We start from the raw sequence: 13,409 nt of genomic DNA on the forward strand, positions 1-13,409 counted from the left end.
CGCAATCAATACATGAAAATGATAGTGAGTCTCATTTGCATATAGACAAGGAGTGTTGGCTATTGGTTACCTGGCTTGGGCTGTCTGGCCTGGCCCAGGCGGCATCGACCCTTAACCCTGCCGACCAGGATATTATCGAGCGCCGACAGAAGGATTTGTTGGATCAGGCACAGCAGCAGCGTGACGACCTGCAAAATACCGCCGACCTGCCGACTCTCCCTCTGCCCGCGCCGGACACGGAAAATAAAACCTGCCATCACGTCAACCGCATCGTCTTTCAGGGCGCCGAACATCTGTCCTGGTCGGTGAAAGATAAACTGGTGTCTTCCTATCAAGGCCGCTGCCTGACGCTATCCCGCATCAATAATCTGGTGCGGGAGACCACCAACGCCTATATCACGCGAGGCTATGTTACGTCGCAGTCCTGGCTGCCGGGACAGGATATCGCCAGCGGTGAACTGACCGTCGCCGTCAGTGAGGGGCGCGTTGAAGGTATCAGTCTGGATGGACAGGAAACGCTGGCGCTGAAAATGGCGTTCCCCGGTATGGCCGGTCACGTGCTTAACCTGCGTGATATCGAGCAGGGCATGGAGCAGCTCAACAGGCAGCCCTCGCAGCAGGTCGCCATCGACATTCAGCCAGGCAAACGGCCGGGCTATTCCTCGGTGGTGCTGCGCCGGACGTCGACACGTTTACCCGTCTCGGTGTCTTTCGGCACCGACAACGGCGGGCAGAAAAGTACCGGAACTGGGCAAATAAACGCAGGCGTGGTGCTGGATAACCCGCTGCGGCTGGCCGACCAGTGGTCGCTGTCGGCATCGAGGGACAGCGGGTTTCGTCATGACCGGTGCAGCCGCAGTCTCAATGGCGGCGTCACCCTCCCTTACGGCTACTGGTTGTTCAGCTACCAGGCGGCCTGGAATGACTTTTATCAGCACATTCCGCTACAGGATGCACGCTATCGCTATCAGGGCAACGCGGTGATCCAGCGCCTGGGCGTCAACCGCACCCTGTTGCGTGACGGCCGGCAGAAGTTGGCGCTGGACATGGGGTTGTCGCACCGGCGTACGGAGAACCGGCTGGCTGGACAGCGCCTCACCAACAGCAGTGTGACGATGGCGAGCCTGTCCGCCGGCCTCAACTACAGCCGCACGTTGGGCGGCGGTTACTTGACGCTGAACCCGACGGTGTCGCACGGGTTGCGAGGCCTGGGTACCACCCGGGACGACCCCGCTGCTCCCTACGCTGCCCACGGTGAATTTCGCAAGTTCAACCTGAGCGCCAGTTACTTTTACCCCCTTACGCCTTCCCTCTATTACCTGACCTCCGCCTACGGCCAGACCAGCGCCGACAACCTGTATGCCAGCGAACGGCTCCCTGTGGGGGGGCAATATTCGGTGCGTGGTTTTAAAGAGCAGTACCTCACCGGCAACCGCGGCGCGTACTGGCGTAATGAACTCAACTGGCAGGTGGGAACCGTACCGGTGGCCGGCGAGGTGTCGCTGACCGGCGCGCTGGATGGCGGCTGGTTGCGCGAGGAAGCGCACCAGGTAGAAGGCGGCAGCGTGGCCGGTGCCGCTCTGGGGCTGACGATGAACAGCACGTGGTTCAACCAGTCGTTTACCGTTGGCAAGCCGTTGCTTCACCCCGCCAGCCTGCGGCCGGACCGCTGGGTGGCTTACTGGCAAGCTACCGTCACTCTGTAAGAAGAATGACATCGCTAACACATGGCACGGGCCGTGCGGCCCAGAATCAATAATGCGACCTTTCAAAGGACAGATATGGACAAAATTAACCCCCGGCTTGCGCGCGGCGCCAGCTACCTGCTGATTTACACCACGGCGCTGACGCCGCTCCATCCGGTTTTCGCTGCCGGTATCAACGCCGCCAACGGCAACACTCAGGTGGTCATCAAACCCGGCAACGTGCCGGTGGTGAATATCGCCACGCCGAACGGCGCCGGGATCTCACACAACACCTACAAGGATTTCAACGTCGGCACGCCGGGTGCAGTGTTGAACAATGCCGTGCAGGGCGGCAAGACGCAGTTGGGTGTCGATATCGTTAATGGCAACCCCAATCTGAAGAGCAAGTCAGCGGAACTCATCATCAACGAGGTCATCGGCGGCAGCCGCTCCGAGCTGCAGGGCAAACTTGAAGTATTCGGCAACAAAGCCAACGTGATGATTGCCAACCCCAATGGCATCACCTGCGACGGTTGCGGCTTTATCAACGCGCCGGGCGTCACATTGACCACCGGTAAACCACAGTTCGACAAGCAGGGCGCGCTGGAAGCGCTGGAGGTGAAAAAAGGCGGCGTCACCATCGGCGGTAAAGGATTGGACGGCATGGGGGGCGATTATGTCGACATCATCAGCCGTGCTGCCGAACTGAATGGCAAAATCAACGCCAAAAACCTGTCGCTGACTCAGGGGACCAACCGCATCAGTTTTAGAGACGGCACGGTAAAACCGATTGCCGGTGAGGGGGCCAAACCGCAACTGGCGGTCGATACCAAGGCGCTGGGCGGCATGTACGCCAACAAAATTCGCCTGGTGGCCACCGAGGACGGGGTGGGGGTCAACCTGAATAATATCAATAGCGCGCAGCAGGATATCACCTTGACCGCCAATGGGCGTATTGAGCTGGGGCAAGCGCATGCACAGACGGATTTGAACGTCAGCGCCAGAGAGGTTCATATTACCTCCGGCGTTAAGGTGCGTGGCGAACGTAACGTGATGCTGGCTGCCGATACACTCAACAACAACGGTAATGTGACTGCGCACCGCGATATGCGAGTGTTTGCAGACACGGTGCGCAACGTTGAATTACGTGATGGAGACAATACGGCGTTACACAGCAACAATAATCTGTGGATCCAGAAGGATGCGCAGGGAAATAAGTCCAAACAGATAGAAAACCGCTCCGCGCGCATTCAAACCAACAGCGGCGATTTGGTGATACGCGCAGAGCTGGTGAATAATGTTAGAAACGTTGGAATTGTTAACAAAACCAAGCTGACGCCGACATCTACGGATAAAAACATGCAGGTGGCTAACGTCATGGCGGAAAACGGTGGCTATCCCGTGATCATCACCGCAGAATTGACATCGCCCTTACCGGAGAGATGGTTTGGAAAAGCGGATTTCAGCAATATTGAGCAGGGGGTTTTGGTAAACGACCAACAGACCTTGTTCGATACAGGTAAATGGTCGGTGCCCGCGGAAATCACGTCCGGCCGGCATCTCTATATTTATGGTGATGACGTTTATAACCACAGCAGCCTACTAAGTGCCAAATCAGACCTGATCCTGACGGGGCAGAATTTCACCAATGAACAGGTGTCCACAGGAACACTGTTGAATTACATTCGTTATGTCCCTGATGAAAAAGCCAATAAGGAACATGGGAAAACCACCTTCAATCCGTTAACTGCAAAAGAGCTGCGGATCACGAATTACTTCACTCGAGGTGATAACGTTCAAGTCTGGCAGTCCACTCTGTCCCCCTTACCCCGTGCCAGTTTGAGTGCCGGAAACAATCTGGTCGCAGATTTCAAAAACAAGATAGAAATCAAAACCCCAACGCCGTCCGAAAGCCAGTTCACGGAGGTGAAAACGACCGGACGCCCGGAGTCCATTAAGGCGCAAAACGTGGTGTTGCATGCGGCCAATATCATCAATATCGACGCCATTAACGCCAGCGGTAATCTCACCGCCATTGCCGAAGATCGCATCGTAATGGGGCAGGGCATTCTGTCCGCAGGTAAAGCGCTAGATTTGAGTGCCGGCAATGCCATCGATGCCTGGCAAAGCGAATTGAAAGGGCAGGACGTCACGCTGACCGCCCGAACCGGCGAAATCAAGATCCACACCAGTGAAAAGCCCAACTACTACCACCCAGACGGCGTTCGCTGGTTGGGCAGCCTGCAGGCCTCACGGGACCTGACGTTGACGGCGGGCAGTACCATTACCCTGCTCAATACGTTACTGGCGTCGCAAAGCCGCAACGTCAGCATGACAGCTCCCGGCAGCATCTCCATCATCAAGAATGACGCCATTCTGACGCGCAATCGCCCCAGCGAAAACCTGTCGGCAGACAAGCGTTTGCAATACTTCAACAACCTGCTTCAAGTTGGTGCGATGAAGGTCTCCGGCTCGGTTTCACTCAACAGCGGCGGTTATCTGGCGCTGCGCGGGGCCAACATCAACGCCGGCAAGGATGTGACGCTGTTGGCCGGACACAATGCTGACCTCAACTACCGGGCGCTGGACGGTAATTACGGCCTTCCGTTTGTAGCCTCGCGCACCCCAGAACTCGGCAGCAAGATACATGCCGGTGGCAACCTGCTGATTAACTCCGCCCGCGATATCGGGACTCAGGGCGGTGCGCTTTCCGCCAACGGCAACATCACGCTGCTGGCCGGGCAGAACCTGTGGCTGTCTAACGTGGCCTATTCCGCCATCGATGCCGCCAATGATAACAACAAGGATGACCGCCATGTGGTGACGACCATTAATGCCGGAAAAAACCTGACGGCTGCAGCCAACAACCAGTTGCTGACCTATGGCGCCAAACTCACCTCCGGCGGCAATATGACCCTGACCTCCGGTGGCGACATGCGCTTTAAGGCGGTACAAAACCACAGTTATCGTGAAGGCGGCAAAGAATTTACCGAAACACGCACTCAGCAGGGGACAGAACTGAGTGCCGGCGGTCTGCTGACGGCCATTGCCAACGGCAGCATCCTGTTCCAGGCGACTAAACTGCAGTCGAAAGGGCAATCCGGGCAGGTGAATACACCCGCAGACCTTTCTGGGGTTGATGCTGTATTTTCAACGGCTGAACGCCTGGCGCAGGTGGCCAGACAACGATTTGACCAGGCGATGAATAACCGGAATCAGGCCGAAGGTCAGCTGAATGACCGTCGACGCGAGTTGAACAGCGCACGTCAGCATCCTGATACCTTATCGTTGTTCAATGTTGGCGCATACCCCATTACCTCGTCATCGTCCCGATTTGTTTCAGTGCCGGGCTACAGCGGAGGGGGCGCCCATTATGACGCTTCGGCGCTGATCGATAACCAGGCACACCTCGATCGGTTATTGCAAGAAGGGGGCCGGGCGTTTGTCAATAATGTTCTTCAATGGGGAGATGTTTCGGCACCGAATCAAGACGGTCTCAAAGTCGGGAACGCGATAAAAGAATCGACCATCGAGGAATATGACAAAATTCGTCAGCGCCTGATAGACAGGCAGAGCGCGGTCAATAACGCTCAAAACGCGCTCACTACGGCTCAACACTCATTCGACCAGGCCCAGCAGCAGATCGCGCAGCCGACGAAAGAAAAAAATGCTGCTGAAAATCAACTGAATGTGGCGCGGACGGAAAGACAGCGCCAGTATGATGCGGAAAGGCAACGTAAGGATCAGGAAAACGCTCGAAACAGGGAGCTGGCGGTCCGTACCGGCTCCATGGATATCGCCGCCAACGGCGGTTATCTCTATGCCCAGGCGATGGAAGAATCCAGCCACTACGAGAAAACGGAAACCAAGCGCAAATGGTGGGGTAAAAAAACTGAGGTCAAGCAAACCCGCCATGACGTGACCAACAAGGTGACCGAGTTTACCTCCCCCGGCAATATCACCCTGATGAGCCGTGACGACAGTACCTATGAGGCGAGCAAGATTGAGGCCGGTAAGAATGCCCGACTGACCAGTATCCACGGACAGGTCAACTTCCGTGCGGTGAAGAACACCAACTTCGAACAGACCGTCACTAATTCGAAAGGGTTCTTCATCAAGCAGGCCAACAAGGGCTACGAAGACAACAAATGGGTGCTGCCGAGCATTCATACCGGCGGTGCGTTGACGGTCGATGCCGCCAAAGGCATCAGCGCCGACGTGAAGGTGAAAAACGGGCAGGCACTGCAAAGTGCTATTGATGCTTTGGGCAACACGGCGGGCACCACCTGGGTCAAAGATCTGAACAAGCGCAATGACGTGCAGTGGAACAAAGTCAAGGACGCCTACGACAGCTGGGACTACAAGAGCCAGCACCTGAACCCGGCTGTGGCGGCAGTGATTGCCATTGCTGCGGCAACAGTGACCGCGGGGAGTTCCTTGGTAGCAACTGCTGCCAGCAGCACGGCTACGGCGGTAGGCGGCGGAGCCGTGACCAGCGGCGTGGTGACGGCCGGGATGTCTTCGCTGGCGTCTCAGGCTGCCGTTGCGTTAGTTGAGAATCAGGGCAACCTGTCAAAAACCCTGAAGGCGTTGGGCAACAGCGACACGGTGAAGGCAACGGCAACCGCCATGGCGATGGGGGGGGCGCTGAACGGTTTTGACAGCGTAACGGGATGGAACAAGGATGCGACGGGTAAGGCACTGAATCCCAAAGACGTGAAGTTGCCTCAACTCAGCAATGGTGACTGGAGCAAGGTGGCGCAGCGCGTCGCCGGTCAGTCGGTTATCAGTTCGAGCCTGAATACCACCATCAATGGCGGCAGTTTTAAAGACAATCTGACCAATGCGCTACTGGCCAATATCGGCGGCCAGGTGCAGGCCGAGGGCGCCAATCTCATAGGGAATAACGGCGACATCTTGAACGTGCCTGGCCGCGCAGTAAGCCATGCGGTACTGGCCGGGGTCGCCGCGGAAATCGGTAAGGGCAATGCCAAAGGAGCAGCCGCCGGCGCGCTAGCGGCGGAGCTGGCCGGAGTTATCATCAACGATAACTTGGTAAAAACCGAAGGATGGCAGGAACGTCAGGCACAAATCAGCCGTGTCGCAGGCGCCTTTGCGGGGGCTATCGCTACCGGCAAAGCCTCGGGTACCAATAGCGGTGCAAACGCAGGTGAATTTGTTGAGCGCTTCAATCGTCAGTTGCATCAGGAAGAACTCAACGCTATTAAAGAGCTGGCGAAGGGCGACAAGGAAAAAGAAGCACGCTTGATGGCGGCATCCTGCCGAAAAGTGGCCTGTAGCACACAGGAAGCGCTAAACTCAGATGAGCGTAAGCAGTTTGAAGCCCTGATGAAGAAATACCCGTCAACGCGTGACGAAGATGGACTCATTGCCAACTACTGGGTGCAAAAAGAACGTCAGCGCTTTGGTAATTATCCTGCGTTCGTCGGCTATGACAGTGAAAAGTTATTCATGTATGATTTGGGTGACCAGATAACCGATGGTCAGCTGTTTGCGCGTAACCAGCAGATAGAACAAATCAGCAAGATGACCGGGTGGTCGCCGAACTGGGTGAACGCCTCGGTGATGGCAGTTTCTATCGCCAGCACGTTTGCTGGTATGGGAAAAGCGAACGTCGGCAACCAGTACCTGTCATCCAAACTGGTAGGGCCAACCAACGCCTGGAAAGGGTATCTGGTCAATGAAAAGACCATTCAGCAGGCGGCTACGTTTAAGAACAGGGTCACAGAATTGAGGGCTGGTTTGCCATCAGCGCCAAAGCGCAGTGGTAATGTTGCTGTGGCTAATATTGATATATCTGGAATGCCAAAGACACTTGCAAGTCACAATCTCATAGCGATTGAAGGTAAAGGCTTTGTTGGGATGGGAAAAGAAAATTTCAAATATGAGACTATACTCACTGATGATGGTAGACATGTGGCAAGAAATATAGACTCCGAATATAAAATATTGGATAATTTAGCTGATAGATTAGGTAAAAACTATTCCGCAAAAGGCTCTGTTACCATTTTCACCGAAAAAGCTGCCTGCGACAGTTGCTTGGACGTTGTTAAACAATTCGAGAGTAGGTACCCAGGGGTGAAAGTTGACGTTTTAGATAATAACGGTGTGCGTTTGATTCCGGGAAGAGGTAAATAACAATGAATGTGATGAGTTATGATGAAATAAGGAGCAGCTTTGCCTATTCAAGCTACGCTTATTGCAGGAATTTGCTTAACCTACAGAAATATGGTGGTAATCATTCGGTTTGTGATACATCTGATCAGGCATTTGCGTATGAATCATTAGAGGGATCGTTTGTTGAACCAATAGAATGCCTCATGCTCGAGCTAGTCACTCTTATCTTTATGGCTGGTAGATGTAGTGATATAACAGAAAAATTCCACAAGGATATAATTTTAAAAATTTTATCCACAAATGATTTATCCGAAATGCTTAAGAATGTAACTGAAGACGACAAAAACGAAATTGTAAACGATCTTCGATTGCTTGGGTTGATCGACAAACCTGAGTGACGGGATTTCCTCGTGGATTTATGTGTTTTGCGCATGCAGGTGCTAACTAAGGTAACAAAGTAACACTGCAGGCTAGGATTGTCATAAATCCAACGCCCTTACGAACGGCTCTTTGGAGCCGTTTTTCTTGTGTACAGAAAACCTCCAGCTAGGCTGGAGGTTCCGTAAAGCTTTCAGCTTTGAGCCAGTTATAAAAACCCCTTTTGATTTGTTAAAACAGTTTGCGGTCTGGCAACTGCAAAGGTTCAACAAGAAATCAAAAGGGGGTCCCTATGAGGGATGAAAAGAGCTTAGCTCACACGCGATGGAACTGTAAATATCACATAGTTTTTGCGCCGAAGTACCAAAGACAGGTGTTCTACGGGGAAAAGCGTAAAGCGATAGGCAACATCTTAAGAAAGCTGTGCGAATGGAAAAGTGTGAATATTCTAGAAAGTGTTCAGGTGGCCACGATCATTTGGATGGGCGCAGCACATACAGCGCCTCTACATAGTGAACCAGAGCAAAAAAGGGCGAGTTCCCGCGCCCTCAACATACCTACTCTGAACCTGCCTTCTCAGACTTTCCTGCCAGCAGGCTAAGGAAATCGTATTTCTCCTTCAGTTCTTTTTCTGCTGCTTCATACAACGCGGCGGCAATTTCAGGCTGCTGCGTGTTGAGGCGGCGGAAACGCTGTTCCTTGTTCAAGGTCGCCGTCAGCTCACTGTTCGGTGGCCGGGAGTCCAGCGCCAACGCAGCTTTGCCTTCCGCAGTACGACGTGGATCGAAACGATACAGCGGCCAGAAGCCGGTCGCGGTTAGCTGCCGCATCTGGTCGTGGCTCAGTGCCAGATCGTAACCGTGTTCCTCGCAAGGGCTGTAGGCGATGATCAGGGAAGGGCCAGGGTAGGCTTCTGCCTCCTGAATCGCTTTCACCGTCTGGTTAAGCTGCGCACCCAACGAGATCTGCGCAACATACACATGGCCGTACATCATCATGCTGACGCCAAGATCCTTTCGGGCCTTGCGCTTGCCGTGCTCACCAAACTTGGTCACGGCCCCCAGCGGAGTGGCCTTGGATTGCTGCCCGCCGGTATTGGAGTAGCACTGCGTATCCAGCACCAGCACGTTGACGTTTTCCGTCAGGCTCAGCACATGATCCAGACCGCCGAAGCCGATATCGTAAGCCCAGCCGTCACCGCCAATCAGCCAGATAGACTTATCCACCAGATAATCGGCATCGGTGGCTAGTTGACGAGCGTCGTTGCCTGTCACGTTAGCCAACAGGCTACGTAATTCGGCGATCTGCTGGCGGCGCGGGCCGGTGGCGATCTCGTCTGCTTGCAGTGAGGCCACCAACTGAGCGGGTAATTGCGGTGCTAACGTGTCGAGCAGGCGCAATACGCGGCGGCGGTGCTGATCCACCGTCAGGCGGAAGCCCAGACCAAATTCGGCATTATCCTCAAACAGCGAGTTTGCCCAGGCTGGGCCACGGCCGTCGGCGTTGGTGGTGTAAGGCGTGGTGGGCAGGTTACCGCCGTAGATAGAAGAACAACCGGTGGCGTTGGCAATCAGTAACCGGTCGCCATACAGCTGGGTCAGCAGCTTGATATATGGCGTTTCGCCACAGCCGGAACAGGCACCCGAATATTCAAACAGCGGAGAAATCAGCTGAGAGGTGCGGATATCGATACGTTCCAACTGCGATGCGTCGATCTCTGGCAGTTGCAGGAAGAAGTCATAATGAGCCTTTTCCTCTGCCAGGTGATCGAGGCGAGATGCCATATTGATCGCCTTGATTTCTGGATTCTGGCGATCTTTCGCCGGGCAAACCTCTACGCACAGGTTACAGCCGGTGCAATCTTCAGGGGCGACCTGCAATACATATTTCTGACCGCGCATATCACGGGATTTTACATCCAGCGATTGCAGCGTGGCAGGGGCGTACTCCATGGCTTCTGGCGGAACCACCTTGGCACGAATGGCTGAATGCGGACAGGCCGCGACGCAGTGGTTGCACTGGGTACACAGGTCCGGCTGCCAGATCGGCACTTCTTCGGCGATATTGCGTTTTTCCCACTGCGTGGTGCCCACAGGCCAGGTACCGTCTGGGGGGAAAGCCGAAACCGGCAGGGTATCGCCCAGCCCGGCCAGCATCACGGCGGTAACGGTTTTGACAAAATACGGTGCGGCGTCGGAAACCACCGGTGGACGTATCGGACTGTTGCTGTCGAGTGGGCGCAGCGGGATTTCCGTCAGCTCACTCAGCGTGGCACCCAAGGCTTGCCAGTTACGTTCGACCACCTCTTGGCCCTTGTTGCTGTAGCTGCGGGCAATCGCTCCCTGTAGCTCCTGCAACGCCACTTCACCCGGCAGGATCTTTGTCAGATGGAAGAAGGCCATCTGCATCACGGTATTGATGCGGGCACCCAAATGACATTCGCGCGCCAGCTTGGCCGCGTTGATGATATACAGTTTTGCCTGGCGCTGATGCAGGATCGCCTGGACCTCCTGCGGCAGGCGCGACCAGACTTCATCCGCGCTATAAGGGGTATTAAGCAGGAAAATGCCGCCAGGTTTTAGCCGCTCCACCATTTGATACTTGTCGATAAACTGCCACTGGTGGCAACCGACAAAGTCGGCGCGGTCGATAAGGTACGCCGAATTGATCGGCTTATCGCTAACCCGCAGGTGTGAGACGGTCAGGCCGCCGGCCTTTTTCGAGTCGTAGACAAAGTAGCCTTGGGCAAACATCGGCGTGCTGTTGCCGATGATTTTGATGTTGTTCTTGGTGGCAGAGACCGAACCATCGCTACCCAAACCGTAGAACAGGGCTTCCAGCGAGGCCCGCTGAGGGAGCGTTTCTTCGTGGAGCGGTAGTGAAAGACCGGTAATATCGTCGAAAATGCCCACGGTAAAGCGTGGGCGAGGCTTATCCAGCATCAGCTCACGGAAAATGGCCAACGCACAGTCTGGGCCAAACTCCTTGGAAGACAACCCATAGCGCCCGCCAATCACCCTCGGCATGCTGGCGCGTTCGCCACGGCTAAAGGCTTCTGCCAGCGCAGTCATCACATCCAGGTATAAAGGCTCGGCTAGAGCACCCGGCTCTTTGGTACGGTCAAGCACCGCAATTTTTTGTGCGCTTTCCGGCAGAACTGCGAGCAGATGTTTGGCGGAGAAAGGACGATAAAGCCGGACTTTAAGAACGCCCACTTTTTCACCGCGCGTCAGCAGGTGGTCGATAGCTTCTTCACAGGTGCCGATGGCGGACCCCATCAGGATCACCACGCGTTCGGCCTGCGGGTGGCCGTAATACTCAAACGGCTGATAGCTGCGGCCGGTGATGGCAGCAAACTTGTCCATCGCCTGCTGCACATGTTGGTAGGTATTGTCGTACCACGGATTGGTCGCTTCCCGCGATTGGAAATAGGTATCCGGGTTGGCTGACGTACCGCGTATGACGGGATGATCCGGTGAGAGAGCCCGGCTACGGTGGGCGTCGATGGCGTCCTGCGGCATCATCTGCTGTAGTGTTTCGTCGCTCAACGGGGCGATCTTGTTGATTTCATGCGAGGTGCGGAAACCATCGAAGAAATGGATGAACGGCAAGCGGCTGTTAAGCGTGGCCGTCTGGGCGATCAGCGCAAAATCCTGCGCTTCCTGCACGTTGCTGGCGCACAGCATGGCGCAACCGGTCTGGCGTACGGCCATCACGTCGGAGTGATCGCCAAAGATGGATAATGCATGAGTTGCGACGGTGCGAGCGGCAACGTGGAGGACGAATGGCGTTAGCTCCCCGGCCAGCTTATACAGCGAAGGGATCATCAACAGCAATCCCTGGGACGAGGTGAAGGAGGTGGAAAGCGCGCCGGTTTGCAACGCGCCGTGCACGGTAGCAATGGCTCCGCCTTCGGACTGCATCTCCACCACGTGGGGCACGTCGCCCCAAATGTTCTTCCTGCCGTCACTGGACCAGGCAGCGGTTTGTTCCGCCATGGTCGAACTTGGGGTGATTGGGTAAATGGCAATCACTTCACTGGTGCGATAAGCCACGGAAGCGACAGCGTTATTACCATCTGTAGTTATCATCTGCAGTACCTTTCTGTGCTCACAAAGCTGCAAAAGTCAGCTTCTTATAATCATCAGCAAAGTCTAACAGAGGAGGTTATTTGTGCTTTATCGCATTTGTGTGGCGCACAAAATCTGGATGTAAGGTGATATTTCGTTAAAAAATAATTACTATTTGCAGCGTAATGGTAAAGCGTTGCCGCGATGTAACGCTAATTTAATCTCCGCGTATCATATTGATGTAACGCGAAACAGAAAGAAGAAGTTGAAAATGACCGCATTTATCTATTTAGCCATGGCGATTATCGCCGAAGTGATCGCCACCACCTTGTTGAAAGCCTCTGAAGGGTTTACCCGCTTGTGGCCATCGGTGTTTGTAGTGTTGGGTTACGCGGTAGCATTTTGGGGGCTTTCGATGGTGGTAAAAACCATGCCGCTGGGGATTGTCTATGCCATCTGGTCCGGGTTGGGGATCGTGCTGGTGTCTATTGCCGCGGTGTTTATTTACCAGCAGAAGCTGGATTTGCCTGCGGTGGTTGGCATGGGGCTGATTATTGCCGGGGTGCTGGTGATCAATCTGCTCTCCAAGTCGGCAGGGCACTGATCGGGAGCTAAAATGCTTTCAGGTCAAAAAAAAGCCAAATTAATGGCTAATCATATTTCTATTATTAAGCTAACAAGCTAGATTACTAAAGTTGTCTTTCCGGTTGCCGCTTGTTGATGAGATGAATAGGCGGCAACTTGAAGCTCAACGGGTGGACATCAAAGATAACCAAACGGGCCCATCGTTCCAGTGGCTCGGGTTATCAGCAATGGCAAAATTACACAGCATCGTTTCGGTTCAGGGGTACGAATAATGATCTCAGCAAAATGGCTGCTTGCCGGCGCCATACTCTCTTTGGCTGCCTGCAGCAGCAATAACAACCAAGAACCACAGCAGATCGCCACCAGTGCCAATATTGGTACGATACCTACCAGCGAAAGCTGTGCCAGCGTGGGCGGAGTAACCACCATTGCCCATTCGCTCAACGGCGATACGCTCAGAATGTGTCAGATGCCGAACGGCAAACAGTGCGAAGAGTCAGCGCTGGGCCGTGGAGCCTGTGCCCGCTGAGTTGGTACCGGGCTAATGGCTAGC

At 54.6% G+C, this 13,409-nt stretch carries 6 protein-coding genes and 1 pseudogene; 6 read left to right on the forward strand and 1 reads right to left on the reverse strand.

Translation table 11 applies throughout. The annotated features are described in order from the left end of the window. Positions 1 to 62 precede the first annotated feature (62 nt). The 4 genes and pseudogenes from A6U95_RS20235 to A6U95_RS30010 all read left to right on the forward strand — a co-directional run. Positions 63 to 1,706, forward strand: coding sequence for a ShlB/FhaC/HecB family hemolysin secretion/activation protein (locus A6U95_RS20235; protein ID WP_065685743.1), 1,644 nt, complete (start codon positions 63 to 65; stop codon positions 1,704 to 1,706). 75 nt (positions 1,707 to 1,781) lie between these two features. Further along, positions 1,782 to 7,844 (forward strand): DUF637 domain-containing protein, encoded by a 6,063-nt coding sequence (locus A6U95_RS20240; RefSeq protein WP_065685744.1) that lies wholly within the window; start codon positions 1,782 to 1,784, stop codon positions 7,842 to 7,844. 11 nt (positions 7,845 to 7,855) lie between these two features. After that, positions 7,856 to 8,221, forward strand: coding sequence for an Imm2 family immunity protein (gene imm2 / locus A6U95_RS20245; protein ID WP_158006229.1), 366 nt, complete (start codon positions 7,856 to 7,858; stop codon positions 8,219 to 8,221). Between the two features lie 272 nt (positions 8,222 to 8,493). Continuing rightward, positions 8,494 to 8,658 (forward strand): annotated as a pseudogene (locus A6U95_RS30010) (transposase); the annotation flags it as partial. A gap of 100 nt (positions 8,659 to 8,758) precedes the next feature. Here the strand turns inward: A6U95_RS30010 and nifJ are convergent. Next, positions 8,759 to 12,292 carry a pyruvate:ferredoxin (flavodoxin) oxidoreductase gene (gene nifJ / locus A6U95_RS20255; protein ID WP_065685747.1) on the reverse strand — a complete coding sequence of 1,178 codons (3,534 nt, stop codon included), beginning with the start codon at positions 12,290 to 12,292 and terminating at the stop codon, positions 8,759 to 8,761. A 250-nt stretch (positions 12,293 to 12,542) separates the two neighbouring features. On the opposite strand from nifJ, the gene A6U95_RS20260 reads away from it, so the two are divergent. Further along, positions 12,543 to 12,875 (forward strand): SMR family transporter, encoded by a 333-nt coding sequence (locus A6U95_RS20260; protein WP_021806525.1) that lies wholly within the window; start codon positions 12,543 to 12,545, stop codon positions 12,873 to 12,875. A gap of 252 nt (positions 12,876 to 13,127) precedes the next feature. Further along, positions 13,128 to 13,385: a DUF333 domain-containing protein gene (locus A6U95_RS20265; protein ID WP_065685748.1), complete on the forward strand. Its 258-nt coding sequence runs from the start codon at positions 13,128 to 13,130 to the stop codon at positions 13,383 to 13,385. Positions 13,386 to 13,409: the final 24 nt, after the last annotated feature.

Source organism: Serratia sp. 14-2641 (assembly GCF_001692375.1).
GTDB classification, from domain to species: Bacteria; Pseudomonadota; Gammaproteobacteria; order Enterobacterales; family Enterobacteriaceae; genus Chania; species Chania fonticola_C.

What these genes read in the sequence shown, in the direction of transcription:
- A6U95_RS20265 (WP_065685748.1), top strand. Translation starts at nt 13,128, where the DNA reads ATGATCTCAGCAAAATGGCTGCTTGCCGGCGCCATACTCTCTTTGGCT.
- A6U95_RS20260 (WP_021806525.1), top strand. Translation starts at nt 12,543, where the DNA reads ATGACCGCATTTATCTATTTAGCCATGGCGATTATCGCCGAAGTGATC.
- imm2 (WP_158006229.1), top strand. Translation starts at nt 7,856, where the DNA reads ATGAGTTATGATGAAATAAGGAGCAGCTTTGCCTATTCAAGCTACGCT.
- A6U95_RS20240 (WP_065685744.1), top strand. Translation starts at nt 1,782, where the DNA reads ATGGACAAAATTAACCCCCGGCTTGCGCGCGGCGCCAGCTACCTGCTG.
- nifJ (WP_065685747.1), bottom strand. Translation starts at nt 12,292, where the DNA reads ATGATAACTACAGATGGTAATAACGCTGTCGCTTCCGTGGCTTATCGC.